The following is a 24,790-nucleotide window of genomic DNA, read 5'->3' as shown; positions in this document are numbered from 1 at the left end:
CGTGGCGGCTGGAGACGGGACCCGCCGCGTAGGTCACGATGGCACCTCGGGGGTCGGTGCTGGACCGCGTGGCGGCCGGAGACCGGACCCGCCCCCGGAGTCAGTGACCGTCCAGCAGGGCCACCACCGCGTGGTGGTCGGAGGCCGTCCCGGTCTCCACCACGTCGGCCCATTCCAGGCGGGCGGCCAGCGGCTGCGACAGCATGATGTAGTCGCTGCGGGTGTCGACCAGCACGCCGGCGCCGCCGCGGGGCGCGGTGGCCCAGCGCGACGAGCGCGGCCGGGCCCGCAGGGCGTCCACCCAGCCGGCCTTCTCCAGCCGGTCCATCACCTCGAACCGGGGCGGCCGGCCGTACTTGTCGATCCCGGCCCCGGCCAGGCGGTCGGCCAGGTCGTCCGGGTAGGGATCGTGGCGGGAGAGCCCGTTGAGGTCGCCGACCAGCAGGCAGTCGCGCACGGCCAGCAGTTCGGGCGGGAGGAGGCGGAGCAGTTCGTCCGCCTCGGCCAGCCGCGCGTCCTCGTCGCTGGCGACGAGGTGGGTGCCCAGGACGAGCAGCGGGTCGCCCCTTCCGGGGGAGGCCAGCTCCACCTCGACGGCGCAGTGCGCCATGAACGGCGGCGCGTGCACCGCCCGGCGCAGGATCGGCGCGCGGGACGCCAGGCAGACGTCGTACCGCCGGCCGCTCGGCCGCCGGTTCGCCGTCCCGACGACCAGGTGCCCGTCCCCTCCGGGGATGCCTATCGCCCCGGCCAGCTCACGGAGCCGCCCGCCGTCCTCCCAGCCGACGCACTCCTGCAGCACCAGCAGGTCGGGCCGCTCGGCCGCCACGATCGAGCGGATCTCGTCGAACCGCTCCTCGCCCCCGACGAGCACGTTGAAAGACATGACCTTCATGCCTCAGACGTTCCCACAAGCCCGCCGGGTACCGGGCATCGGCGGACCCGGATGCTCCGTACGGCGGGGCGACGGACGGAGCGGGTCAGGCGGCAGGCACGCGCCTGACCACCGAGCACCTGCTCGACCTCGGCCACCCCGCCGTCCGGCACGTGGTGGGACCCGCGCCGGGACCGGTAATCCTGTTGCCCGGCAGGGACGGGTTTCGCCACGCTGGTGGGCGTGCCCCCGCCCTACCGGCAGATCCGCGCCGTGTACACCGACGACTCCCTCACCGTCTACCAGGCCTATGACCCGCCCATCGCCGGGTCCGCGGTCGCGGCGCAGCGGTTCGTCCCGCCGTTCAAGCGGGAGCGGATGACCTGGATCAAGCCGTCGTTCCTGTGGATGATGTACCGCTGCGGCTGGGCCGCCAAGCCCGGACAGTCCCGGGTCCTGGCGATCGAGATCACCCGCGAGGGCTTCGAGTGGGCGCTGGCCCGCTCCTGCCCGAGTCACCCAGGCCGCGACGCCGGCGACGCCGACCGCGACGCCTGGGCACGCCGGCTCCGCCGCAGCCCGGTCCGCACCCCGCCCGACGATGCAGGACAGCTCCGGGGACGTCCGGACGGGACGACCGAACCCCGCGGCGAGCACGGCCCATGACGGTTCCGAACCGGCCGTTCCGCTGGGATCTGGTCCGTCGCGACCGGCTCGGCGGTCTCCTGCGTGACCACCCTGGAAACAAGTTCCCCTACGTGGACGAACTGGTCGGCTGCGCCACCAAGGTGGTGGCCCGCAGCGCAGCCGGCGACCTGTACTTCGTCGGCCGCTCCGCCGACAGCGTCCACGACCTGCTCTCCGGCGCCCTGGCCCGGACCTCGCACCGCGACCGGCTGCACCTGCTGCCCTTCTCCTACCGCCTGGACGGCCCGCTGCGGACCGCCGAGGTCCGGCAGCTGCGGGCCAACCTCGAAGCGCTGGGCATCACCCCGTACGGCCTGGCCCGCCGCGAGCGCCCGATCGTCTTCACCGACCTGGTGTACGGCGGAGCCACCTTCAATCACCTGTACGGCCTGCTGCGCGACTGGATCTCCGACGAGCGGGAGACCTGGGACGTCATCCGTCTCAAGCTGCGCTTCCTCGGCATCACCGCACGGGAGAAGACCAGTCCCAACACCTGGCGATGGTGGCAGAACGCCCCCTGGACCGGGTCCCTGCCGCGAAGAGCCGTGACGAGCGTGTCCGTCGAACCGCGGTTCTGGAGCTACCTCGGCGACGATCAGCACAAGCTCACCCCGTCGTTCCGGCGGACGCTCTGGGCCGACGAGGCGGTCACCGTACCGCGCCGCGACGACAAGACCCTGAGCGCCCTCGCCCAGGCGGTCGCCCTGGTGGAACTGGGCCGCAGCCGCCGGGTGCGCGACGCCCTCGCCCGCCGTATCGCGGCGGAACCGTCCTTCACCCGGTCCTGGCTGCGCTCGCTCGCCCTGGGCGCCGTGCAGGTCTCGCAGTGGCAGGAGTGCCGCGTGCTCCGCGCGCCCGGCGGCCACCTGGTCTGCGTCCTGCCGGTGGAGAGCGACCCGGACGTCTTCGAAGCCCAGGCCAACACCTGGCCCTGACCTCCCCTCCCCCGGCCGTCGCGGAGTCCGGCCCCACCGCGCCGATCCGCTCAGCCGGTCGGGGGGATCCGGAGCAGGCGTTCGCGGTCGCGGGGGTCGGCGGTGCCGCGGGCGAACCAGTCGGTGAGCCCCCGCAGGGCGTCGTCGTCCGTGCCCGCGTCCAGCAGCAGTTCGGGGCCGATGAGGGCGGCGACCTCCTCGAAGGCGTCTCCGTGATCGGTCAGCGTCCAGCCGTGCCAGTGGTGCGCCGGCCACGCCGGATCGAGGAGGCAGTCCAGCGACCACCAGTCCAGGCGGCGGCCGGGGACGTCCAGGAAGGCCCCGTTCCAGGGGACCGACTCCAGTGCCGCGAACCCGGTGGCCTCCTCCTGGGGAGAGGCGAGCACGGCGGGCCCGGTCAGCAGCGGTTCGGCCATCCCGCTGGCCCAGCAGCCACCGAAGGACAGGCGGCCGCCCTCGTCGCGGACGGCGACGAGGGTGGGGGCGACCCGGGCCAGATCGTCCTCCTCGGCGGGCGCCAGGGCCCACTGGCCCGCCAGCGGAGACGGTGGTTCGTCCAGGTAGAGCACGGTGTCGTACGGCAGGCCGAGATACTCCATGACCTGGTACAGGCCGCGCGGCACCCACGTCACCGTCCAGCCCGGCCACAGGGCGGCCATGATCCTGAGCCAGGCGCGGATCTCCCGCAGACCGGTGCGGCGGTATCCGGCGATCTCGTGCTCGGTGTGCACGAGGAGCCGCCGTTCGCGCAGGTCGAGCAGGGCCACGGCCCGCCACCACACGGAGTTCATCCAGAAGGCCGCGTGGCCGCCCTGCTGCCGGCGGATGAAGTCGAGGGTGCGTTCCGGACCCCAGAGCAGGTCGCGGTGGAAGGTGGCGGCGCCGCCGCGCTGCGACCAGACCCGGTGTCCTCCGCGGTCGACGACGACGTAGTGGGCGTTCCCCGCGCTCATGACCGCCAGACTAAACGGATTCACGGCCACGCATGATCGCCGGACCGGACGGGCCTCGGCCACTCATGACCGCCGGGCTGGCCGGGCCTCGGCCACTCATGACCGCCGGACTGGGCGGGCTTCACGGCCCCCGGACCGGACGGGTCCCACGGCGAGGCGGTCAGGCGGCCAGGTCCAGGGGCGGTTCGAGGGAGATGACCTGGCCCGCCGTACGGCGGAGCCGGTGGCTGAGGGCGCCGGGGCGGGAGACCACGACGACCTGGACGCCGCGGCCGCGGAGCCAGTCGGCGAGGTCGGTGAAGGTGCCGTCGCCGGAGCCGATGACCACGCGTTCGAACCGGATGTGCAGGTGGTCGAGGCGGATCACCTCGCGCAGCGCCTCGTCGGCGCCGTCGCGGCCGGAGCGGACCAGGAGCTGGATGCCGGTCAGGGCGAGGCCGACGGGGAGCAGGGCGCCGTGGTTGACGGCGGCGACGTACTGGTCCATGCCGCCCGCGGGGACGCGGCGGCGGTAGAGGCGCATCATGGTGACGACCTCGCCGAGGGCGGGGCGCGGGGCTCCTACCAGGTTCTCCACGTCCAGCAGGTGGACGGTTCGCCCCTGCGACAAGTTGCGCATGAAATGCCCCTTTCGCCCATATATCACCACATGTCATGCACTTTAATGCTGGAAATCGCTGGAATTCAAGGGAGACGGGTGGAACTCCTGTTACGATCCGGGCCGTGAGTGAACCACTGGACGCGCTGGAGCGGCGGATCACCGAGCTCCGCGCCGAGGTGCGGCGGGCGGTCAAGGCCCGCGACACCTCGCTGGCCCGGCTCCTGCGGGCGGACCTGCGCCGGGCCGAGCGGGCCTGGGACGAGGCGGTCGTCACCGAGGATGCCGGGAGAGCCGAGGAGACGGCGGGCGCGGCCCTCCGCGAGTCCGGGGCGGCGCTGATGCCGATCCGGGAGCAGGTGCACCAGGCGCTGCTCCTGCTGGGGGTGCCGACCGCCGCCAAACTGGTCGTGGCGGTCAACGAGGCGTTCTTCGCCGGAGGGCTGCGCAGCCCGCAGCTGTCCAGCCTCCGCCGCGACGAGGAACGCTCCTTCCGCAGCGACCCCTACGCCAGGCCGTACTACCTGTGCGCGGCGCTGACCGACCGGCTCTCCCCTGCCCGGGGGCTGCTGGCCGACAGCACCTGGCCGCTGGAGGCGCGGGTGGTGGGGCCGCTGAGCCCGCGGGTCGACTTCCTCACCGCCGCCATCCGCATCGCCGAGCACCTGACCCGGCTGGCCGAGCCCCCGCCGGGCGCGGTGCGGCTGCTCTCGCGGATGGCGCAGAACATCCCGGGGGCCGTGGAGGGCGGGTTCGGCCCGGCCGATCCGGCGACCGTGGTCGGGGCGGCCCGGGCGGAGCTGGAGGTGCACCTGCCCGCCGACACCGCGCAGCGGGCCGAGGTGGCGGCCCGGGCGGGCGATCAGCTGACCGACGTGGAGCGCCTGTTCGGCGCGGCCGCACTGAGCACATTGAGGGGGGCCTGCTGATGGGCGGGCATCACGAGGACCTTCGGGACCGTTCCGGGGACGTCCTCCACGGCCGTTGCGGAGGCGTGCGGTGAGCCGGCTGGACGATCTGCGCGGGCCGGGGCCGGCCCGCGCGCACGACGCCCGGGCCATCGCGGCGCTGGCCGCCAACCCCGGATGCGCCCGGCGGTCGCTGCTGGACGCCGCCGGGGTCGACAAGGACGCCGCGGCCCGGCACGTCGGCTTCCCGGCGCCCTTCGGCCAGTCGCAGTTCGCGATCACCCGCGGGAACGTCTTCGAGTCGCTGGTGAAGGAGAACGGCTGCGCCGAGCTGCTGCGGCTGCTGCGCGAGCTGATGGGGCTGCCGGTCGCGCAGGTCGGCTACCAGGACGTGGAGAACGTCGGCGCGCACCTGCGGGCCTCGCACACCCGGACCCTGATCGACCGGGCGGCCCGGGAGAGCGAGGACTCGGCGGTCTTCTACGACCATCCGCTGCTGAGCCTGCGGATCGCCGGGCACACCTCCTACCTGGAGCCGGACGTGGTGGCGTTCCAGCTCGGCGGGCGCTTCCACATCGTGGAGATCAAGTCGTTCTCCGTGATCGACGGCCAGGCCGAGCCGGAGAAGGTGGCGGCGGCGGCGCGGCAGGCGGCGGTCTACGTGCTGGCGCTGCGCGCGCTCATGGAGGAGCTGGGGCACGACCCGGAGCGAGTCTCCCACGACGTGGTGCTCGTCTGCCCGGAGAACTTCGCCAACCGCCCGGTGGCCTCGCTGGTGGACGTGCGCAGGCAGCTGGCGGTGCTCCGGCGGCAGCTGGCCCGGATGACCCGGGTGGACCGGCTGTTGGAGGACCTGCCGGAGGGGCTGACCTTCTCCCTGGAGCCGGACGCCGACGGCGTGCCGACCCGTTCGGCGGGCGAGCTGGCCGAGGCGCTGCGCCGGGTGCCGGCCCGGTACGCGCCGGACTGCCTGGCGGCGTGTGACATGTGCATGTTCTGCCGGGACGAGGCGCGCGGCTGCGGTTCCACCGACCTGCTCGGCCGCCAGGTCCGCGACCAGCTCGGCGGCGTGTCCGGGATGGACGAGGCGCTGGGCCTGGCCGAGGGCACGCGTGAGCCGGGCGAGGGCCAGGAGGAGATCGCCCGGCTGCTCCGCCTGGCGGACCGCCTGCGCCGCGAGTGCGTCGCATGAGTCCCGCGGCGAGCAGGCCTGCGCCCGTGGCGAGCGGGCCCGCGGAGGGCCTCATGAGCGGGCCGGCCCGGGGATGCGGCCGCGCCCCGTCGGCGAGCCCGGCGGAGCGGGTCCCATGAGCGCGCTGACCGCGCTGGCACGGCTGCGGGCGATGCGGGAGGGCGTGGCGCAGCGGATCACCACGGTCCGGCACTGCCACGTCTCGGACCGCCCCATGGTGTTCGTCCCGCTGAAGATGGCCGGTGAGGCCGCCGCCCCGCTCGGCGCGATGGTCGGCACCGACCCGGACCACCCCCGGCTGCTGGTGGTGCCGCAGCCGCGCAACCGGGACCTGCGGTTCGCGTTCGCCGCCGAGCTGGCCGAGGTGCTGCTGCCGTACGTCGAGGGTTTCCAGAAGCGGACGGAGACGGTGGAGCGCAAGGGCGGCGAACCGTACGAGCGGTGCCTGGAGGCGCCGCAGCTCCTGGTGCCGAACCGCCCGGCGGCGGAGTTCACCGGGCTGCTGGGCCGGTCCACCCGGTTCCGGCGGGCCGACGGCCCGTATCCGGTGCACCCGTCGGTGCCGCTGCTGGGGCGCTGGCTGACCTACTTCGCCGACCGGTCGCGGCAGCCGGGGTCGTCGCTGCTGCTGGCGGCGACCGAGGCGCTGGGCACGCACTGGGCGACCGGGCAGAGCGCGCTGGAGGACGCGAACCTCGCGGCGCTGCTGGGCTGGATCGACCCGCCCGCCGGGACGACCGGGCGGCGGGCCGCCGAGGAGGCCGAGGATCCGCTGCTGTGGCCGCCGGCGGGACCGGCCACCGACCCGGGGTTCGACAACGAGGTGCTCGCCCCCGCCGTGCAGGCGTACGAGGAGGCGCCGACGGACCGGGCGGTGGAGCGCGTGGCCGAGGCGCTGCGCACCCAGTTGGAGCCGACGTGGCGGCTGATGTGGCGCTCGGTGGAGCTGCTGCGCGCGCTGCCGGAGGGCTCCCGGGTCGCCGGGCGCTGGGAGGCCGACCGGGGCTCGTTCACCCGGTTCGTCGAGCGGATCGCCGAGGGCGGTCCGCCGCAGGCGCGCCGGGACGGGGCGGTGAGCGCGGCGGCGCGGCTGGCGGGGCTGGAACGGGCCCGAGCCTCCTACGACGTGCAGCGGGCCTACGACGATCCGCTGGTCATGGCCGAGTACCGGCTGACCGGTGAGGCGTTCGCCGGGGTGGTGACGGCGGTGGAGCCGGAGCACTTCGAGGGCGAGGGCCGCTCGCGCAAGCTCCGGCCGCTGGTCACCGTCCGCACCGACGACCCGGTACGGCTGGCTCCGGGCGCGGCGGTGGGCAGCCCGGAGCGGCGCGGCCACGGCGCCGAGGTGGTCGAGGTGGTCGAGGTGGTCACGATGCCAGGCGGCGGAGCGGGTGGCGCGGTCGAGGTGCCCGGCGGTGGGACGGGCGGGGTCGTCGGCGGTGCGGTCGAGGTCGTGCTCAAGGTGACCAAGGGGATGGGGCGCGGGAAGACGCCCGCTCCGGGGGCGGTGCCCGAACCGGGCGAGCGGGTCTGCTACACCTCGCTGACCGATGACTTCCAGACCTCGGCGGCGCTTCCGGATCCGGAGGAGACGCCGTGGACCCACGGCGGTCCGCCCGAGGAGTACGTGCCCGGTGACGACGACGCGCAGGAGGACTGGCAGTGACGCTCAAGGTCGTGCGGGACCCGGCCCCCGAGCCGGTCCCGGCCGGGCCGCGGACGCCGGTGCCGGTGCCGGTGCCGACCCCGCAGCAGGAGGCCGCGGGGGTGGTCGCGGGCGTGCTGGCGGACCTGCCGCGCCATCGCGGCGTCGTCGTGGACTCCCCGCCGGGGGCGGGCAAGTCGACGCTGGTGGTGCGGGCCGCCGGGCACATCGCGGAGACCGGCGAGCCCCTGATGATCGTCGCGCAGACCAACGAGCAGGTCGACGACCTGGTGGAGCGGCTCGCGGCCGAGCATCCGGATCTGACGATCGGCCGGCTGTCGGCGAGCGGGTACGTCACGCCGCGGCGGATCCTGGCGCACGCCAACGTCTCGGTGGCGGGGAAACTGCCGGACCTGGGCGATCCGGCGGTGGTGGTCGCCACGGCCGACAAGTGGGCCTGGGTCGGGGACCGGACCTGGCCGTGGGCGATCGTCGACGAGGCGTACCAGATGCGCTCGGACAAGCTGCTGCGCATCGCCTCGCTGTTCGAGCGGTCGCTGTTCGTGGGCGACCCGGGGCAACTGGACCCGTTCTCGATCGTGGACGGCGACCGGTGGGCGGGCCTGTCGTGGGATCCGGTGCAGAGCGCGGTCTCGGTGCTGCTCCGGCACAACCCGGACCTGCCGGTGCACCGGCTGCCGGTGTCGTGGCGGCTGCCGGCGTCGGCGGCGCCGGTGGTGTCGGAGGCGTTCTACCCGTTCACCGGGTTCCGGGCGGGCACGGGGCACGCCGACCGGTCGCTGGAGCTGACGGTGGACGGCATGCGGACCTCCTACGACCGCGCGCTGGAGGAGGCGGCGGGTTCGGGCTGGGCGCTGTACGAGCTGCCGAGCCGGCACACGGTCCGCACGGACGCCGAGGCGGTGCAGGCGGTGGCGCTGCTCGCCGTACGGCTGCTGCAGCGGGCGCCGGTCGCGCACTCGGAGCGCGGCAGCCACCCGGTGACGGCCGACCGGATCGCCATCGGGGCGGCGCACCGCGACCAGGTGGCGGCGATCCGGGCGGCGGGGGTGCCGGAGGAGATCACGGTGGACACCGCCAACCGGCTGCAGGGGCGGGAGTACGACGTGACGATCGTGCTGCACCCGCTGTCGGGGCGTCGGGATGCCACGGCGTTCCACCTGGAGTCGGGGCGGTTGTGCGTGCTCACCTCCCGGCACCGGCACGCGTGCATCGTGGTGGCGCGGGCGGGCATCCCAGAGCTGCTGGACGCCCACCCGTCGGCGGAGCCGGTGCAGCTGGGCGTGCCGGTGAAGTTCCCCGACGGGTGGGAGGCCAACCAGGCGGTGCTGGCCCACCTCGCCGAGCACCGGGTGGCCTCCGACTGAGCGGCGGCCCGGCGGGTTCGCGGTCGCGGTCGGCCGGCCGGTGGATGTGATCGGCCGGCCAGCGGGCGCGGTCGGCCGGTCAGTGGGTGTGATCGGCTGCGGGGACGTCGGGGTGCGCGCGGAGCCAGGCGATGCGCTCGCGGCTCTCGTCGTCGAGCGGGGTGTAGACGACCATCCGCGCCTCGGGCGGTGACGGCAGGGCCAGGCTGGTCGAGACGGTGCGGATCAGCCCGGCGGCGCAGTGCTGGAAGATCTTCATCCGGCTGCCGGGTCTGGCCACGTCGTGGGTGGCCCACATGCGGGCGAAGTCGGGGCTGGCGGCCGACAGCCGCCGGACGAAGTCGGTCCAGGCGGGTTCGCCGAGGTGCCGGCCGAACCCGGCGCGCAGGGTGGCCACCATCTGCGGCAACTCCTCCTCCCGGTTGACCACCGGGTTGCAGCAGTCGCGGGTGGTGAACAGCTGCCAGAGCGCGTTGCGGGTGGCGGGCGGCTGCGTCGTCGTGCCGGGGAAGAGCCGCTCGTAGGTGGCGTTCCAGGCCATCAGGTCGTAGCGGGCGTTGTAGACGGCGGCGGGAAGCGGCCCCAGCTGGTCGAGGATGGTCCGGGTCTCGGGCTCCAGGCCCCGGTCGCCTTCCGTCTCGGCCACCGCGGGTACGTCGGCGAGCCGGTAGAGGTGCTCGTGCTCGGCCTGGTCCAGGCGGAGGGTGCGGGAGATCGCGTCGAGGACCTGCGTGCTGGCGTTGATCGGCCGGCCCTGCTCCAGCCAGGTGTACCAGGTGACGCCGACGCCGGCGAGCTGGGCGACCTCCTCGCGGCGCAGTCCGGGGGTACGGCGGCGCGAGCCGGGGGGCAGGCCGACGTCCTGGGGGGTGATGCGGCCGCGGCGGGTGCGCAGGAAGGCGGCGAGCTCGGCGCGCCGGTCCCCCGGCGGGATCCGCTCCGGCGCTCCGGGCCGGACGTCCGCGCGGGGCTTCTCCGGTCCCCCGGCGCGGGCGCCGGTCCACGCATCAGTCCGGGCGTCGGGTTGAGCATCGGGCCGGGCGCCGGTCCACGCATCGGGCCGGGCGTCGGGCCGGGTCACGGTCACCCCTCCATGCTGGTCGCTGAGCGGCCGGTCTGCCAGGTGCCAGTGGTACCAGGATCAGCAGGCTCTCACCACCATGATCCCCCCGCCGCCAGGCTCGTGCCATGACCGCGATCTCCACTCCGAGCAGGGCTCCGGCCCTGCGTACGCCATGGCTGCTGACGATCCTGCTGACCGGGCAGTTCATGGCCGTCCTCGATGTCTCCATAGTCAACGTCGCCTCCCCGGTGCTCCGCTCCGATCTCGGCACGTCCGGCTCGGGGCTCCAAATGATCATTTCCGGTTACACCGTCGCCTACGCCATGCTCCTGGTCACCGGCGCCCGCCTCGGCGGCCGGCACGGCGGGCGGCCGCTGTTCCTGTCGGGGCTGGCGCTGTTCACCGCCGCCTCGCTCGCCTGCGGCCTGGCCGTCTCGGCCGGGCAGCTGATCGCCTTCCGACTGCTGCAGGGGGCGGGGGCGGCCCTGATGGTGCCGCAGGTCCTGAGCATGATCCAGACCGGTTTCGAGGGGGCGGCCCGCGCCCGCGCGCTCAGCCTCTACGCCGCGGTGATCTCCGGGGCCGCGATCGCCGGTCAGGTGCTGGGCGGGATGCTGGTCTCCGCCGACCTGCTGGGCGGCGGGTGGCGGCCGGTGTTCCTGGTGAACGTGCCGATCGGCCTGGTCCTGCTCGTCGCCGGCGTCCGGCTGCTGCCCGCCGCGGGCGGTGCGCCCGCCGCCCGCCGCCCCCTCGATCTGGCCGGCCTGGTGACGCTCTCCCTGACGGTCGGTCTCCTGGTCGTCCCGCTGGTGCTGGGTCACGAGCAGCACTGGCCGCTGTGGGGCTGGGCGGCGATGGCGGCGAGCGCGGTCATGGCGGGGGTCTTCGCACTGGTGGAACGGCGGGCCGCGGCCCCGCTGGTGCCGGGCCGGGTGTTCGGCGCGCCGGGGGTGCTCGCGTCGGCGCTGGCGGTGTTCGGGGCGATGGCGACCTACGGCGGTTTCCTGTTCGCCGTCGCCCTGCACCTGCAGGGTCGGCTGGGCGACAGCCCGATCGCTGCGGGGCTGACGTTCCTGCCGGGGATGGTCACCTTCACCGTGGCCAGCCTCAACTGGCGGCGGGTGCCCCAGCACCTGCACCGGCGGATGATCGTGGCGTCGTTCGCCGTGGCCGCGCTCGGCTACCTGGGCCTGGCGGCGGCGCTGAGCGGCGGCGGGCACGGGCAACCGTTGCTGGCCGCGGCGATGGCGGTGACCGGACTGGGGCTGGGCGGGACGTTCAGCCCGGTGCTCGCGGTGGCCCTCGCCCGCGTCGCGCCCTCCGACGCCGCCGACGCCAGCGGGCTGTTCGTGATGGTCACGCAGCTGGGTCAGGTCCTGGGGGTGGCGACGTTCGGCACGCTGTACCTGAGTCGCGGCTCGGCCGCGGAGACGGGGGCGGCTCTGGCCGTCGCGGCCCTGGCCGCCGGGGCGTGCGCGCTGCCGCTGCTCCGGGCACGCCCCGGCCGCTGAGAGGCGGTCACCCGGCGCTTCCCGGTCGGCGTGCCCGAGGTCCAGCGCCTCGCGGACGCCGGCCGCGTCCTCCGGGCCGGGAGTGCGGGTCTCCGGCCGTGCGGCCCGGTGCCCGGGGCACGGCTCGTGCGGCCCGGCGTCCGAGGGCGTGAGGGCGGCCGGGACCGGGTCCCTTCCGGGTCCGGTCCCGGCCGGAGGGGGCGGGCTCAGACCGTGCGGCGCCACACGTCGATGGCCAGCACCTGGCGCATGCCCACCGAGAGGTAGAGGTCCAGCGCGGGGGTGCTGTTGTTGGCGTCGACGTGCAGGTAGGTGCCGACCCGGCCGCGCCGCGCGTCGGCGGCGAACGCCGTGCGGAGCATGAACCGGCCCAGGCCCCGGCCGCGGTGGGCGGGCAGGACGGCGAGCTGGCGGACGTAGCCGCAGTTCTCGTCACCGGCGAACATGTCGGTGCCCAGCAGCATCGCGGCCGGTTCACCGTCGATCCGGGCCACCAGCAGCTGGGACCAGTCGGTGCTGGCCGAGGCGTCCAGGTCGGCGGACCACTCGCCGAACCCCTTGGGGGTGAACCCGAAGTGGTCGGCGAAACCCGCCTGCTGGACCGCGTGGCCCTGGCGGCGCACCTCCTCGGTCAGGCCGTCGTGCAGGGTCAGCCCGGCGGGCGGCGCGGGTTCGGCGACCTGGCCGACGTGGTCGGCGAGGAGCCGGATGAAGCTGGTGGCGGGGGCGAATCCCCGGGCGGCGGCGACGGCGCGCTTGCCGCTGTCCTCCCGGTACAGGCCGATGTCCAGCACGGCGCGGTCGTGGCCGAGCCCGGCGGTGATCCGCCGCGCCCGCTCGGTCACGGCGTCCCAGAGCCCGCCGGTGAGGGCCTGGGCGTCGGGGTGGACCACCACGTCGACGTCGACGTTGTCGCTGGCGCCCTTCCGGCAGGCCCAGGCCCAGGCGACGAGGCGGCCGCCGGCGTCGTGGACGAGCCAGCCGTCCCGCTCCCGGTCGAAGGCGGGGTCGTTCAACTGGTCGGCGACGTCGTCCAGGGTCATGTCGGCCTTGCCGATCACCTGCGTGTCGCACAGGGAGATCAGCCCGTGGACGGCGGCGGCGTCGGCCGCCTCGGGCCGCCGGGCCGTGTACCCGGCGGGAGGCGCATATGCGGTGGGGGTCGCGGCGGCGTCCGGTGTGGTGGTGTTCATGTATGGGAGCGTGCCCGGCCCGACTTGGGATCGGCTGGGTCGTGGCTTGGCCCGGAATGTTGAGCGCCCAGCCGATGGGCTCCGGCTCACTCTCGATGATCGATGACTCGGCGTGAGTTCGGAGAGCGCTTGGTGTGTCCCTGGTCTTGTGGAGGCGGGTTCTTGGATTCTTGTGCCACCCGTTGAGAGGAGAGTGGCATGGGACGATCGCAGTCGGCATCTGCGCGTGACGACTGAGGACGACTTGTGAACATCTGGCTCACCACCGCTCTTTCCGCCGTCGGCGGGCTGGTGGTGCTGTGGCTGGCGGCCCTGGCCGTTTTGGCGATCGCCCGGCCGCGCGCCGGCCTGCTCACCGAGGCGATCCGGTTGCTGCCCGACCTGCTGCGGCTCACCTCCCGGCTGGCTTGCGACCGCGCCCTGCCGCGCGGGGTCCGCATCCGGCTGTGGCTGCTGCTGGGGTACCTGGCCCTGCCGATCGATCTGGTGCCCGATTTCATTCCGGTTCTCGGCTACGCCGACGACGCCATCGTGGTCGCCGTGGTCTTGCGCTCGGTTGTCCGAGTCGCCGGGCCCCAGGCACTGGAGCGCCATTGGCCCGGGACCGGCGACGGGCTCGCCGCCGTACGCCGCCTGGTCGGCAGAAGCCACTGACATCGATTCCGCGCAGACCGCTGACGATTCCTGGCTCTGGCCCACTTTCGATGATGGGGTGACCATGAGTGAGGCAACCGACGTGCGGAACGCCACCAAGCCGCCTCCGATGTCCTGCCGGCTTACCTCCAGCCGACCGCCTTGTGTCACCATCCGCTACCGAGTCATCAAAAGCGGGCCAGAACCGGTTGATGTCAGTAACGTGCGTCCGATTGTTGTCAGTGTGGAGTTGCCCCCGCTTGGTAGGCACATCAGGACTTGCGACTACACGGCAGTCCATGGAGTGCGCGTTCGTGGGCTAGTGGAACCGCATCCTCACCGTGACCCGATGCGGGTTCAGGCGTGGCCGGCCTCGCGTTCGGCGGCGTCCATGCGGTCGTTGGTGACCGTCCTCATGCTGGCGATGAGGAGGAAGGTCAGCATGGCCATGATGGCGAACACCGCACGGAGCCCGAAGGCCGATGCCAGCAGGCCACCCGCCGCTGCACCGAGCGGGCGGGTGCCCCAGGCGACGAGCCGGTAGCCGCTGTTGAGGCGGCCGAGTAGCCGGTCGGGAGTGATCCGCTGCCGCAGGGAGACCGTAACCACGTTCCAGATGACGATCCCGACGCCCCCGATGAAGAATCCCGCACCGATTAGGAGAGGATGAGTCGTCGCAGCCGGTATGCCGAGTAGCAAGGCACCGCACACGAAAGCCAATATCAGGGAACGCGCCCGGCCAAGCAGCCGCTCGATCCGCTCAGCGACCAGCGATCCGCACAGGCTCCCGGCGGCGATGGCGGTCAGCAGGAGGCCGAAGGCCGGCCCCGACAACCCCATCGGGGACGTCGGCCCGACCGCGTACAGGACGAAGACGGCCAGCACCGCATTGGTGGCGAAGTTGAACACGCCGACCATGACCGCGAGCGTGCGCAGCAACCTGTGGTGCCACAGGAAACGCAGCCCTTCAGCGATATCGGCGCGCAGACTGGTGCTTCCCTTCCGCTCGATCCGGAACGACCCGCGCACCAGCAGGAGCGCAACCACCGCGAAGATCCACATGATTGCGGGAGCAGTGAAGGCCAAGGCAACGCCCACCGCTGTGAGGAAGCCGGCCAGAGGTGGACCGATGAACTCGTTCGCGGTCAGCTCGGCCGCATACAACCGCCCGTTGGCGCGTGACAGCTGGTCGCGGTGCACGATCTGCGGAAGGATCGACTGGGCTGCGGTGTCGTAGACCGTTTCGGCGGTGCCAAGGCAGAACGCGACGGCGTACAGTGCCCAAATCGAACCGGCATCGAGCACGGTGAGCAGTGCGAGCCCGGCGAGCAGCGTGATACGCGTGCCGTTGGCGGCGAGCATTACCCGCCGCCGGTCGAGCCGGTCGGCCAAGGCGCCGGCGTGCAGCGCGAACAGCAGCCAGGGGAGCGTCAGCGTGATGGTCAGACCCGCGATCAGCGAGGGAGACCGCGTGAGCTGTACGGCCACTAGCGGCAGCGCGATGCGGACGATGCCGTCGGCGAGGTTGGACAGACCACTGGACGCCCACAGTCTCCAGTAGGAGGCACCCAGAGATGATCGTCGTGTCGAAGGGATGTTCCCAGGGGTGTCATCTGTCATGATTGGACTTTCCTCCATCAGTGGAGAAAATTCAATCGATGCATTTTAATCCATGGCCCGCTACGATGATGGACGTGGGCAATCAGGTCGGCGTAGAACAGGGACAACCGCAGAGCAACCCTCCGTCGGCGAAACGGGAACGCCGCGCGGCGACAGTTCGCGAGGCCAAAGCCTTGGCCCACCCTCTGCGTGTGCGCATCCTGCGCCTGTGCACGGAGCAAGAGCTGACGAACAAACAGCTCGCCGACCGGCTCGGCCGGGATCCGGGCACGATTCTCTACCACGTGCGGCAACTCGCCGAGGCGGGATTCCTGGAGCCGGCACCGATCCGCACCGGCGCCAGCGGCGCGCTGGAGAAGCCCTACCGATCCACCCGACTGTCATGGTGGCTGAGCTCCCAGGTGGATGACGAGGACTCACAGGCCAAACTCGCTCCGATCGAAGCATTCCAGGATGAGCTTCACGAGGCAGGTCCGGAATCCATCCAGACGTTCGCGCGGTTCATGCTGCACTTGTCACCCGAGGACGCCATCGCACTGGAACGGCGGATCCTCGCAATCCTCGACGAATACATCGCAACGGATGATGAACGCCTCGACGAACCGGCTTACGGCGGCATTGTCGTCCTCCACCGGCTCGCCGCCCAGTGAGGCACAGTCGACCCTTCCCGTGTCCGGAGGGCCGACCGTACCGTCATCACTCAGTCCTAGCCTCGGGCTTTCACGGTGAATTTCGCCGAGCGTGATCGTTTGCAAGAGAAAAGTGCCTGTGACCTGGCAGGATCGGACTTGTCCAAGGTCCCGTCCCCGCCAGTTCACGAGGCACTTTTCACGCGGAGACCACCGCTTCCCAGCGCAAGATCACCATGTCCGCCGACGGCTCCGACCTCACAGCGGGTCGACAACCGGACACCAGCCTCGCGCCGAAGTGATCAACTGACCGGACATCCTCCGGCCAGTTGCCTGGCAGCCACTGACAACAACCGGGCGCACGTTACTGACATCAACCGGTTCTGGCCCGCTTTTGATGACTCGGTAGCGGACGGTGACACAAGGCGGTCGGCTGGAGGTAAGCCGGCAGGACATCGGAGGCGGCTTGGTGGCGTTCCGCACGTCGGTTGCCTCACTCACGGTCACCCCATCATCGAAAGTGGGCCAGAGCCCGATTCCTCCGCGCGCAACAGTCCCCGAGCCGCTGCTGGACGCTGCGCGGCTGACGGGGTCGTCCTGGCGGTGGAAGATGAACGAGGAACTCCCAGCACCCTGCTATCTGAAGGGCGGCGCCGGGTCCTCCCGGCTCGCCATCCAGTAGGCGGGCTGGCCACCCCGGCGGGAGAACCGTCCGCGCGCGAATCGCGTGGGTGGTCCTTCGTCTCCGCCGTCGATCGTGCGCCTACCGCTCCCGGACGGCGTAGGTCAGGTGCGTCACCCTCGGGGAGGACTCCGCGCGGAGCGGCTCCAGGGCCACGCGGCCCGCGTCCACACCCTCGAACAGGCGGATTCCTGAGCCGAACAGCACGGGCGACAGCGCGATCGAGAACTCGTCGACCATGCCGGCGTTCACGTACTCCAGGATCGTCGCGCCGCCGCCCGCGATGCGGACGTCCCGGTCGCCGGCGGCCTGGCGGGCCTGCTCCAGCGCGGACTCGATGCCGTCGTTGACGAAGTGGAAGACGGTCCCGCCCGGCCGCTCCCAGGGGTCGCGCTTCTCGTTCGTCACGACGAAGACCGGCGTGTGGAACGGTGCCTCCTGCGGCCACGCCTGCTCGCCGGCGTCGAACATGCGCTTGCCCATCACACTCGCACCGGTGCGCTCGAACGTCTCCCGCAGGATGTCGTTGTCGCGCCCCTCCTCGCCGCCCTCGCCGAGTTTCAGGTTCTCCCGGAAGAACCGCTGCGGGAAGACCCACTGCTGCAGTTCCATCCATTGCCGCCCCATCAAGTCCTCGACGGACTCGGGCGCGATGAACCCGTCCAGCGACATCGACACGCTGAAGAACACCTTCCCGGCCATCAGCCCTCCGCTCCCTTCCGAACGGTCCCGGTGACGTAGGCGGCCAGGTTGTTCAGGGTCTGCCGGCCGCCCTCGATCGCGTGGTAGTTCTCGACCGCTTCGTCGCGCAGTTCCTTGGTGGGGAAGACCGTGCGCATCTCGATCCGGGTCGCCGTACCGTCGGGCTCGAACGTCAGGACCGACTCGAAGGCGTTCGGGTCATCGCGGGACTCACCGTGGAGCAGCGCGATCCGCTCCGGCGGGGCGATCTCGGTCCAGGAGATCCACTCGGTGTAGTCCGTCCCGTCCGGTCCGTGCATCACGAAGTCCCACTCCCCGCCGACGCGGAACTCGAACGACTGCGTGGTGGTGGTGAACCCCTCCGGTCCCCACCATCGAGACAGGTGCCGGACCTCGGTGAACGCCTCGAACACCAGCTCTCGTGGGGCGTCGATGACCCGGGAGATGACGATCTCGCGGTCGGCCGTCGCGGACCGCGCCGGCGCTCGCCGTCCCATCGCGCTCATCGGCTACTCCTCCTGCCTTGCCTGCTTCAGGTCCTGCACGTATGCGTCCAACCGGTCGAAGCTCTCGTTCCAGAACCGCTCGAACCCACCGGTCCACTCGTGGACCGGCCGCAGCCCGCGGGCGTCAAGGCTGTACAGGCGCTGCTTGCCTGCCCTGCGGTCCCGTACCAGCCCGACCTCCCGGAGCACCCGCAGGTGTTTGGACACCCCCGGCTGGGTCATCCCCAGCTCCCCGGCCAACTCGGTCACCGGCCGCTCACCCGCCCGCAGCAGCACCAGGATCTCCCGGCGCTGCGGCTCGGCGATCGCGTTGAAGACGTCCGACGTCGTCGCTGCTCGGGCCATGCCCGCCATCATATTCCTATATGGGAATGCGTCAAGCCGGAGGAATCAGGCGAGTCCTGCCAGGTGACGATCGTGACCCTTCGCCGGCCTGACGGCGGGATGGTCGGCGACCGCCCTGCATACCGGGTGGAGAACCGGGCCGCGGCCCCGCGAACCACGGGACACCGGCGTGCCCGCCCAGATCGGCGTGCGGTGTCTTCTCCTCGGAGCCGAAGACGCCGAACAGGTCCACGGCGGCCTGCCGGTCGTCGCATTCGTCGAAGCACGCCAGGAGCCCCGCTGTCCCCCGCCTGAGGAACAGAGCAGATGGGCTGGGGCGACGGGGGGCACATCATCTGGGGCATACTCCGGGACTATCTCGCTGCCCGCGACTTCTCCAAGACCCTCTTCGACCTCCAGGGCCACTGACGTCCCACCCGGGCTCGACGTCAGTCTGAGTAGCCGATCATCGGAAGCGAGCCAGGACCCAGTTTCTCCGCGCGCAACACGGACACCTCCGGCGTACGTCCGGGACGCGACCGGGGCGGGAGATCTCCTCGCCGGCGACGCGCGGACGGCTCAGCTCCTGCCCCGGGTGGCCTCGTTTCAGAGGTGGCCCAGGCCGCCCGGGTGGACTAGCCAAGGTCCACCTCGGCGAGTTCGGCGTCCAGGCGGCGGGCCAGGGCGGCGACGCGGCGGGCGACTTCGCCCAGCGGCCATCCGGTCTCGGTTACCGCCTGCGGTTGCGGCAAACTGAGGACATGAACGAGGTGCGACCCGCTCCGGATGCCGACGCGGCTCGATGGCTGCTCCGGGCCGATGTCGAGTGGTGGGATCTTGTTCGCTACGGCCCACCGGGCTTCGACGTGTACGTGCGTATCGCCTTCGCCCATGGGGCGGAGGGTGTCTACCCGCAGGGAGAAGATCGCGCCGTTCACGTGGCACTCGCGACTCTCGCGACATGCACGACCACGCCTTCCAGCGGATACGCGGCGATCTGGGAGGGGTGGGGCGGACACCCGCCGGCTCCCGAAGCGCCACGGGTGGACATTCCGAATCGAGAGATGCTGCTCTTCACCGGCCCGGTCGAAGTACTGAGCGACGCGCCCGCCCTCGCCTGGTACGGCTCTGCGCTGGGCGGTCCAGACCCGCACCTCGTGTGGCCCGAAGATCAAGCCTGGTGCCTGGCCTGTGAGGTCGACGAGGAGATCGAGTTCACCGTCGGATGTTCCGTGGAGGCGTCCCAGGCTCTGACCAAGGCCCTGCCCGGTGCCGTTCGGCGGGTGCACTACGGAGATCCGGCACCGATGTACCTCGACCAGGCCTAGCACCGGCGGCACCCGCACGTCGGCACGAGAGTGCGTCGATCGCGTCAGGGACGTCCGGCGGACGTCACGGGATGTCACTACACATCGTCGCCGTCTACGACGTGGAACCGGGCTCCGGCCCGCTCTCGATGACGCGGTAGCGGAGGTAGAGGCCTGGGGAGCCGTGCTCCTTGGCGTCCCGCGCCACCCACTCGATCACCGCCGTCGCGATACCCCGCCGCCGGACTTCCGCGTTCACGAACAAGTCCGCCGAAGCGGAGCAGGCTCACCGGAGTGCGCAACACGGAGCGCGGGCACCGGCGGAACGTCGCGGACCCCCCGGAGAGACACCCGAGATAATTAGTTCTGCTAAATATCTTTAGGGTAACAGAGCGATCTTTGCCCTATCTCCGCCGGACGCCTTTTGCCACCCTTGCCCGCGTACGACCCCGTACACCCTTTTTCCGCATACCAGAGGAGAGCAAAGGGTGGCTGGCAGCCTCGCGCTGCTCGAACCGGTCCACAAGGCCTTCGAGCAGCAGGTACGACGCACTCCGCAGCACACCGCGGTCATCACCGGGACGACCCGCACGACCTATGCCGAACTGAACGCCCTGGCCAACCGGATCGCCCACGAGCTCGCCTCCCGGGGAGTGGGGCGGGGCTCGACCGTCGGCGTGTGCCTGGACCGCGACGAGACGCTGATCGCGGCGCTCCTCGGGGTCTGGAAGACCGGCGCCGCCTACGTCCCGCTGGACGCGGCCTTCCCGGCCGACCGCCTGGGATTCGTCATCGAGGACGCCGGGGTGTCGCACACGGTGGCCTCCGCTGAGCAGGCCGGGCGGCTGCCGGAGCGCGGCCTCGTCCCGGTGGAGACGGTCGGCCACCGCCCGTGCGACGATCCGGGGCTGCCGAGCGACCCGGGCGATCCGGCCTACGTCATGTACACCTCCGGATCGACCGGCCGCCCCAAGGGCGTCGTGATCGAGCACCGCAGTGTGATGACCCTGCTGCGCTGGGACTCCGGGCACTTCGGCGCCGAGGAGCTCGCCGGCTTCCTCGCCTCGACCTCGGTCTGCTTCGATCCGTCGGTCCCCCAGCTCTACCTGCCCCTCCTGGTGGGCGGCACGGTGATCATGGCCGACAACCCCCTGGCGCTGCACACCCTGCCCGCCAGGGACGAGGTCACGATGATCAGCGCGGCGGCCTCGGCGCTGACCTCGCTGCTGCGGGAGCCGCTGCCGCCGAACGTGCGCACGGTGCTGTCCAGCGGCGAGCCGGTGAGCCGGGCGCTGGCCGACCGCGTCTTCGCCAACCCCGGCGTGCGGCGCATGGTGAACCTGTACGGGCCGACCGAGTGCACCGTGCACTGCTGCGCCCACGAGATCTCCCGGGACGAGGAGGGGGAGCCGCCGATAGGCACGCCGTACGCCTGGTCGGAGCTGTCGGTGCGCGACGCCGACGGAGGGAAGCTCGGCGACGGCGAGCTCGGCGAGCTGTGGGTGGCCGGCCCGCTGGTCGGCCGGGGCTACCTGAACCGGCCCGAGCTGACCGCCGAGCGGTTCGTGACCGACGCCGCCGGCGTGCGCCACTACCGCACCGGCGACCTGGTCCGCAGGGAGGGCGGGGTCCACTTCTACGAGGGGCGGATCGACGACCAGGTGAAGGTCGCGGGCTTCCGCGTCGAGCTCGGCGAGGTGCAGGGCAGACTGGTGCGCCACCCGCTGGTGAACCACGCCGTCGTGCTCGCCCCCACCGACGAGGAGGGCACCCGGCGGCTGGTCGCCTACGTCGAGCCGGCCGGTCCCGGTCTCGACGGCGGGGAGCTGAGGTCCTGGCTGCGCGGCTGGCTGCCCGACTACATGATCCCCGCCAGGATCGTGTTCCTCGACGCCATCCCCGTGGGCCCCACGGGGAAGGCCGACCGCTCCCGGCTGCCCGCGGTGACGTTCCCCTCCCCCGCCCGGGACTCCTCCCCCCAGGATCCCCCGGCCCAGGACGGCGCTCCGGTCCGGGATCCCTCCGCACACGGCTCCCCCGCCCCCGGCGGGACCGGGCAGGCCTCCGGCGGGACCGGACGAGGCCGGGACGAGACCGAGCGGCGGCTGGCCGCCGTCACCGCCGAGGTGCTCGGCGTCGAGCGGGTCGGCGTCCACGACCACTTCCTCGACCTGGGCGGGCACTCCCTGGCCGCCGCCAGGATCTGCGCCAGGATCGAGCACGAGTTCGGGGTCCGGGTCCCGCTGACGGCGTTCCTGGCCAGGCCCACGGTCGCCGAGCTGGCGCCGTACGTCGCCGGGGCCGCCCCGGCCGGGACGGCCCCGCTGGTCCGCCACGCCGGGCGGACCCGCTATCCGCTGACCGGCGTCCAGCGCGGCATGTCCCTGCTGCGCGAGGTCAGCCACAACCCCGGTGCCACCGCCATCGCCTTCCGGCTCGGGCTGCGCGGCCTCACCTCCGCGGAGCCGCTGCGGGCCGCGCTGGACGGGATCGTGCGCCGCCACGAGGCGCTGCGCTCCGTCATCGTGGACGGCGAGGCCGCCGAGGTCCGGCCGGCGTCGCCGGTCCCGCTGGCCGAGCACCGCCCGGCCTCGGAGGCGGAGGCCGGCGAGCTGCGGCGGGCCGCGGTCGCCCGCGGCTTCGACGTCTCGCGGGAGTCGCCGCTGCTGCGGGCCACCCTGCTGTGGTGGGGGCCGGACAGCGCGGAGCTGGTGCTGCTGACCGACCACACCGCGTTCGACGGCTGGTCGCTGGGGGTGGTCATGCGGGAGCTCCTCGACGGGCTCACCCTGCCCGGCGACCTCCCGGGGCCGCCGCTCCAGCTCGGTGACGCCGCGCTGCGCGAGCAGGAGGGCGCCCCGGACGCCGAGGAGCTGCGCGCCTTCTGGGCCGAGGAGCTCGCCGGGGCGGTCCCGCCGTACGAGCTGCTGCCCCGCGCCGACGACCGTCCCAGCCGGCTGCGCGGCGAGCGCCTGGTGCGCCGGATCGATCCGGCGACGGCCGCGCGGGCCGGCGAGCTCGCGGCCGAGTGCGGCACCACCCCGTTCGCCGTCCACCTGACCGTGCTCGGCATGCTGGTCGCCGGGCTGACCGACCGGCGCGACGTCCTCCTCGGCGCCGCCGTGGCCGACCGCGCCGCCCCCGGCCTGGAGTCCGTGGTCGGCCTGCTGGTCGACGTGGTGCCGGTACGGCTGCGCCTGGAGGACGGACTGTCCCTGCGCGAGGCGGTACGGCGGGCGGGGGCCGCGACCGCCCGCGCGATGGACCACCGGGCGCTGCCCGCGCGGGAGCGGGCCGACGCCGGCGGCGTCGAGCGCCCGCCCGGCGCGGTCCTGACGCCCGTCACGCTCTCCGTCCAGCCGCCCGAGGTGCCCGTCTCCGTGGAGCGCGGGGGCGTCGGCGTGGACCTGCTCGGCGAGCTGGACGCGGGCGGCGCGCAGGCGCCGCTGATCGTCTACGTCAACGCCACCGCGGACGGGCCCGAGCTCCAGGTCGAGTACGACCTGGAGCACCTGGACCGGGCCGGGGCCGAGGTCCTCACCGACCGCCTCGTCCGCCTGCTGGCGGACGCGCTGGCCCGTCCCGACCGGCCGCTGTCGGAGTTCGAGGTGGTCGGCGCGGAGGAGCGGGCCGCGCTGCTGGCCGCGGGGACCGGCGTGCCGCTGCCCGCCGGGGCGCCGCGGACCGTGGTGGAGGCGGTGCTGGAGCAGGCCGCCCGGCGCCCGGACGCGCCGGCGGTCGCCGACGCCGGCGGCATCCTCGGCTACGGCGAGCTGGCAGGTCTGGCACGGCGGGTGGCCGCGTCGCTCGGCCCGGTGGCCGCGGGCGCCTGCGTGGGCGTGTGCCTGCCCCGCGACCGGTACCTCCCCGCGGCACTGCTGGGCGTGCTGCTCGCCGGGGCCGCCTATGTCCCGCTCGATCCCGGCCACCCGCCCCTACGCCTGCGCCACCAGGTCGACGACGCCGGCATCAAGATCATCGCGGCGGCGGGCGAGGCGCTGGCGGCAGCCCGGGAGCTGGGCGGCACCGTCGCCGACCTGTCCTGGCTCCCGTCGGCGCAGGCCGTACCGGAGCAGACCGGCTCCGGTGATCTGCCGCGGGTGGATCCCGGCGACCTCGCCTACGTCCTGTACACCTCCGGCTCCACCGGCAGTCCCAAGGGCGTCGAGGTCACCCACGCCAACCTCGCCGCGTTCGCCGCCTCGATGACGGTCGCCCCGGGGATCGGGCCCGGCGACGTGATGCTCGGCCTGACGCCGTTCTCGTTCGACGTGTTCGGCTTCGACCTGTGGGTGAGCCTCTGCCACGGCCTGCGGCTGGAGCTGCTGGGCCGCGACGACGCGCTCGACGCGCGGGCCGTGGCGCGGCGGATCGAGGAGAGCGGGGTCACGCTGATGACCGCGACCCCGACGACGCTGCGCATGCTGGTCGCCTCCGGCTGGCGCGGCGGGAGGGTGCGGGTGGTCAGCATCGGCGAGGTGCTCGACCCCTCCCTCGCGGGCGACCTGCTGGAGCGGGTCTCCGAGCTGTGGAACGCCTACGGCCCCACCGAGACCACGATCTACTCCACCATGGCCCGGGTCACGGCCCCGGTCGGCGACCAGGTGCCGATCGGCACGCCGCTGGCCGGGGAACGGGCCTACGTGCTGGACCGGGCGGGCCGCGTGCTGCCCGCCGGGACGCCCGGCGAGCTGTGGATCGGCGGCGCCGGCGTGGCCCGCGGCTACCGGGGGCGGCCGGAGACGACCGCCGCGGCCTTCACCGACGACCCGCTGGACCCGCCGGGCGGGCGCCGCTACCGCACCGGCGACCTGGCCCGCTGGCGGCCCGACGGCACGCTCGACTTCCTGGGCCGCCGGGACCGGCAGGTGAAGGTCCGCGGCCACCGGATCGAGCCGGGCGAGATCGAGGCGGCGCTCCGGGAGCACGTGGCCGACGCGGTCGTGACCGTGCACGGCGGCGACCACCTGGTCGGGTACCTCGCCGCACCGCCCGGGACCGACACCGGCGAACTGGAGCGTTCCCTGAGCGCCCGGCTCCCCGACTACCTGGTCCCCCGCCGCTGGGTGGTCCTGGACGCCCTGCCCGTCACGGCCTCCGGCAAGGTGGACCGCGCCGCGCTGCCCGAACCCGGCGGCGCGGCCCCCAAGGCGCCGCCGGGCACCGAGGCCGAGCTGCTGGTGGCCGAGGTGTGGGCCGCCGTGCTGGACCTCTCCGGCATCGGGGCGCACGACGACTTCTTCGCCCTCGGCGGTCACTCCGCGACCGCCGCCCTGGTGGCGGCCCGGCTGGGCGACGCGCTGGACCTGCGGGTGCCGGTGCGCCTGCTGTTCGAGCACCGCACGCTGTCCGACTACGCCGCCCGCCTGGAGGCCCTGCTCCTGGCCGATCTGGAGGAGACCCCGTGACCGAGCCGCCCGCCGAGACCACCGATCCGGTC

General features: G+C 73.0%; 23 protein-coding genes. 12 read left to right on the top strand and 11 right to left on the bottom strand.

Annotated elements, in window-relative coordinates:
* Positions 1-100 precede the first annotated feature (100 nt).
* On the bottom strand, positions 101-895 hold the full coding sequence (locus tag IEZ06_RS22175) for an endonuclease/exonuclease/phosphatase family protein (protein WP_189238617.1): 795 nt from the start codon (positions 893-895) through the stop codon (positions 101-103).
* Positions 896-1,117: 222 nt separating this feature from the next.
* Between IEZ06_RS22175 and IEZ06_RS22170 the strand changes: the two genes are divergently transcribed.
* Complete coding sequence (locus IEZ06_RS22170) at positions 1,118-1,540, top strand: DUF4291 family protein (RefSeq protein WP_189238616.1); 423 nt, start codon at positions 1,118-1,120, stop codon at positions 1,538-1,540.
* Entirely contained in the window at positions 1,537-2,496 is a 960-nt protein-coding gene (locus tag IEZ06_RS22165; protein ID WP_203872072.1) for a hypothetical protein, read from the top strand. Before IEZ06_RS22170 ends, IEZ06_RS22165 begins: the two co-directional genes overlap by 4 nt.
* A gap of 50 nt (positions 2,497-2,546) precedes the next feature.
* Here the strand turns inward: IEZ06_RS22165 and IEZ06_RS22155 are convergent, their stop codons facing one another.
* Both IEZ06_RS22155 and IEZ06_RS22150 read right to left on the bottom strand, forming a co-directional pair.
* Positions 2,547-3,449, bottom strand: a complete 903-nt coding sequence (locus tag IEZ06_RS22155; RefSeq protein ID WP_189238615.1) for a hypothetical protein — start codon at positions 3,447-3,449, stop codon at positions 2,547-2,549.
* Between the two features lie 160 nt (positions 3,450-3,609).
* The gene (locus tag IEZ06_RS22150) at positions 3,610-4,068 is read right to left on the bottom strand and encodes an NYN domain-containing protein (protein WP_189238614.1); all 459 of its coding nucleotides are present in this window, start codon (positions 4,066-4,068) and stop codon (positions 3,610-3,612) included.
* 104 nt (positions 4,069-4,172) lie between these two features.
* On the opposite strand from IEZ06_RS22150, the gene IEZ06_RS22145 reads away from it, so the two are divergent.
* The 4 genes from IEZ06_RS22145 to IEZ06_RS22130 all read left to right on the top strand — a co-directional run bounded on the left by IEZ06_RS22145 (position 4,173) and on the right by IEZ06_RS22130 (position 9,180).
* Positions 4,173-4,976 carry a hypothetical protein gene (locus IEZ06_RS22145; protein ID WP_189238613.1) on the top strand — a complete coding sequence of 268 codons (804 nt, stop codon included), beginning with the start codon at positions 4,173-4,175 and terminating at the stop codon, positions 4,974-4,976.
* A 70-nt stretch (positions 4,977-5,046) separates the two neighbouring features.
* Positions 5,047-6,147 carry a hypothetical protein gene (locus IEZ06_RS22140; protein ID WP_189238612.1) on the top strand — a complete coding sequence of 367 codons (1,101 nt, stop codon included), beginning with the start codon at positions 5,047-5,049 and terminating at the stop codon, positions 6,145-6,147.
* A gap of 115 nt (positions 6,148-6,262) precedes the next feature.
* The gene (locus tag IEZ06_RS22135; protein WP_189238611.1) at positions 6,263-7,813 is read left to right on the top strand and encodes a hypothetical protein; all 1,551 of its coding nucleotides are present in this window, start codon (positions 6,263-6,265) and stop codon (positions 7,811-7,813) included.
* Positions 7,810-9,180: an AAA family ATPase gene (locus IEZ06_RS22130; protein WP_229798541.1), complete on the top strand. Its 1,371-nt coding sequence runs from the start codon at positions 7,810-7,812 to the stop codon at positions 9,178-9,180. The genes IEZ06_RS22135 and IEZ06_RS22130 overlap by 4 nt, the downstream gene beginning before the upstream one ends.
* A 79-nt stretch (positions 9,181-9,259) precedes the next feature.
* On the opposite strand, the gene IEZ06_RS22125 is transcribed toward IEZ06_RS22130, so the two are convergent.
* Entirely contained in the window at positions 9,260-10,267 is a 1,008-nt protein-coding gene (locus IEZ06_RS22125; RefSeq protein WP_229798539.1) for a helix-turn-helix transcriptional regulator, read from the bottom strand.
* 101 nt (positions 10,268-10,368) lie between these two features.
* On the opposite strand from IEZ06_RS22125, the gene IEZ06_RS22120 reads away from it, so the two are divergent.
* On the top strand, positions 10,369-11,754 hold the full coding sequence (locus IEZ06_RS22120) for an MFS transporter (protein ID WP_189238610.1): 1,386 nt from the start codon (positions 10,369-10,371) through the stop codon (positions 11,752-11,754).
* A gap of 206 nt (positions 11,755-11,960) precedes the next feature.
* Here the strand turns inward: IEZ06_RS22120 and IEZ06_RS22115 are convergent, their stop codons facing one another.
* On the bottom strand, positions 11,961-12,947 hold the full coding sequence (locus IEZ06_RS22115) for a GNAT family N-acetyltransferase (RefSeq protein ID WP_189238609.1): 987 nt from the start codon (positions 12,945-12,947) through the stop codon (positions 11,961-11,963).
* Between the two features lie 246 nt (positions 12,948-13,193).
* Here IEZ06_RS22115 and IEZ06_RS22110 point away from each other — a divergent pair, with 246 nt between their 5' ends.
* Complete coding sequence (locus IEZ06_RS22110; protein WP_189238608.1) at positions 13,194-13,601, top strand: YkvA family protein; 408 nt, start codon at positions 13,194-13,196, stop codon at positions 13,599-13,601.
* A 336-nt stretch (positions 13,602-13,937) separates the two neighbouring features.
* Here IEZ06_RS22110 and IEZ06_RS22105 read toward each other — a convergent pair whose 3' ends face one another.
* A complete protein-coding gene (locus tag IEZ06_RS22105; protein ID WP_189238607.1) occupies positions 13,938-15,200 on the bottom strand; it encodes an MFS transporter in 1,263 nt (420 codons plus the stop codon).
* 74 nt (positions 15,201-15,274) lie between these two features.
* Between IEZ06_RS22105 and IEZ06_RS22100 the strand changes: the two genes are divergently transcribed.
* The gene (locus IEZ06_RS22100; protein ID WP_229798536.1) at positions 15,275-15,850 is read left to right on the top strand and encodes an ArsR/SmtB family transcription factor; all 576 of its coding nucleotides are present in this window, start codon (positions 15,275-15,277) and stop codon (positions 15,848-15,850) included.
* 742 nt (positions 15,851-16,592) lie between these two features.
* Here IEZ06_RS22100 and IEZ06_RS22095 read toward each other — a convergent pair.
* The 3 genes from IEZ06_RS22095 to IEZ06_RS22085 are packed head-to-tail and all read right to left on the bottom strand — an operon-like array spanning position 16,593 to position 18,064.
* On the bottom strand, positions 16,593-17,213 hold the full coding sequence (locus IEZ06_RS22095) for a dihydrofolate reductase family protein (protein ID WP_189238606.1): 621 nt from the start codon (positions 17,211-17,213) through the stop codon (positions 16,593-16,595).
* A complete protein-coding gene (locus IEZ06_RS22090; RefSeq protein ID WP_189238605.1) occupies positions 17,213-17,719 on the bottom strand; it encodes an SRPBCC family protein in 507 nt (168 codons plus the stop codon). Before IEZ06_RS22090 ends, IEZ06_RS22095 begins: the two co-directional genes overlap by 1 nt.
* A 3-nt stretch (positions 17,720-17,722) precedes the next feature.
* Positions 17,723-18,064 (bottom strand): ArsR/SmtB family transcription factor, encoded by a 342-nt coding sequence (locus IEZ06_RS22085; RefSeq protein ID WP_189238604.1) that lies wholly within the window; start codon positions 18,062-18,064, stop codon positions 17,723-17,725.
* Positions 18,065-18,370: 306 nt separating this feature from the next.
* Here IEZ06_RS22085 and IEZ06_RS37900 point away from each other — a divergent pair, with 306 nt between their 5' ends.
* A complete protein-coding gene (locus IEZ06_RS37900; protein WP_189238603.1) occupies positions 18,371-18,472 on the top strand; it encodes a YwqG family protein in 102 nt (33 codons plus the stop codon).
* 206 nt (positions 18,473-18,678) lie between these two features.
* Here IEZ06_RS37900 and IEZ06_RS22075 read toward each other — a convergent pair whose 3' ends face one another.
* A complete protein-coding gene (locus tag IEZ06_RS22075; protein WP_189238602.1) occupies positions 18,679-18,936 on the bottom strand; it encodes a hypothetical protein in 258 nt (85 codons plus the stop codon).
* Between the two features lie 171 nt (positions 18,937-19,107).
* Here IEZ06_RS22075 and IEZ06_RS22070 point away from each other — a divergent pair, with 171 nt between their 5' ends.
* Positions 19,108-19,371: a hypothetical protein gene (locus tag IEZ06_RS22070; RefSeq protein WP_189238601.1), complete on the top strand. Its 264-nt coding sequence runs from the start codon at positions 19,108-19,110 to the stop codon at positions 19,369-19,371.
* Positions 19,372-19,465: 94 nt separating this feature from the next.
* Here the strand turns inward: IEZ06_RS22070 and IEZ06_RS22065 are convergent, their stop codons facing one another.
* Positions 19,466-19,609 carry a GNAT family N-acetyltransferase gene (locus IEZ06_RS22065; protein WP_229798534.1) on the bottom strand — a complete coding sequence of 48 codons (144 nt, stop codon included), beginning with the start codon at positions 19,607-19,609 and terminating at the stop codon, positions 19,466-19,468.
* A 229-nt stretch (positions 19,610-19,838) separates the two neighbouring features.
* Between IEZ06_RS22065 and IEZ06_RS22060 the strand changes: the two genes are divergently transcribed.
* Positions 19,839-24,758, top strand: coding sequence for a non-ribosomal peptide synthetase (locus IEZ06_RS22060; RefSeq protein ID WP_189238600.1), 4,920 nt, complete (start codon positions 19,839-19,841; stop codon positions 24,756-24,758).
* The last annotated feature ends 32 nt before the right edge of the window (positions 24,759-24,790 follow it).

The sequence above is a fragment of the Planomonospora antibiotica genome (assembly GCF_014647955.1).
Taxonomy (GTDB): Bacteria; Actinomycetota; Actinomycetes; order Streptosporangiales; family Streptosporangiaceae; genus Planomonospora; species Planomonospora parontospora.
This window is presented reverse-complemented; position numbering and strand designations above follow the sequence as displayed.

Bases quoted from the DNA above. Each gene is read 5' to 3' on its own strand.
- IEZ06_RS22175 (WP_189238617.1), bottom strand. From the start codon at position 895: ATGAAGGTCATGTCTTTCAACGTGCTCGTCGGGGGCGAGGAGCGGTTC.
- IEZ06_RS22165 (WP_203872072.1), top strand. From the start codon at position 1,537: ATGACGGTTCCGAACCGGCCGTTCCGCTGGGATCTGGTCCGTCGCGAC.
- IEZ06_RS22155 (WP_189238615.1), bottom strand. From the start codon at position 3,449: ATGAGCGCGGGGAACGCCCACTACGTCGTCGTCGACCGCGGAGGACAC.
- IEZ06_RS22150 (WP_189238614.1), bottom strand. From the start codon at position 4,068: ATGCGCAACTTGTCGCAGGGGCGAACCGTCCACCTGCTGGACGTGGAG.
- IEZ06_RS22135 (WP_189238611.1), top strand. From the start codon at position 6,263: ATGAGCGCGCTGACCGCGCTGGCACGGCTGCGGGCGATGCGGGAGGGC.
- IEZ06_RS22120 (WP_189238610.1), top strand. From the start codon at position 10,369: ATGACCGCGATCTCCACTCCGAGCAGGGCTCCGGCCCTGCGTACGCCA.
- IEZ06_RS22115 (WP_189238609.1), bottom strand. From the start codon at position 12,947: ATGAACACCACCACACCGGACGCCGCCGCGACCCCCACCGCATATGCG.
- IEZ06_RS22105 (WP_189238607.1), bottom strand. From the start codon at position 15,200: ATGACAGATGACACCCCTGGGAACATCCCTTCGACACGACGATCATCT.
- IEZ06_RS22095 (WP_189238606.1), bottom strand. From the start codon at position 17,213: ATGGCCGGGAAGGTGTTCTTCAGCGTGTCGATGTCGCTGGACGGGTTC.
- IEZ06_RS22090 (WP_189238605.1), bottom strand. From the start codon at position 17,719: ATGAGCGCGATGGGACGGCGAGCGCCGGCGCGGTCCGCGACGGCCGAC.
- IEZ06_RS22085 (WP_189238604.1), bottom strand. From the start codon at position 18,064: ATGGCCCGAGCAGCGACGACGTCGGACGTCTTCAACGCGATCGCCGAG.
- IEZ06_RS37900 (WP_189238603.1), top strand. From the start codon at position 18,371: ATGGGCTGGGGCGACGGGGGGCACATCATCTGGGGCATACTCCGGGAC.
- IEZ06_RS22075 (WP_189238602.1), bottom strand. From the start codon at position 18,936: ATGGGCGAAGGCGATACGCACGTACACGTCGAAGCCCGGTGGGCCGTA.
- IEZ06_RS22070 (WP_189238601.1), top strand. From the start codon at position 19,108: ATGCTGCTCTTCACCGGCCCGGTCGAAGTACTGAGCGACGCGCCCGCC.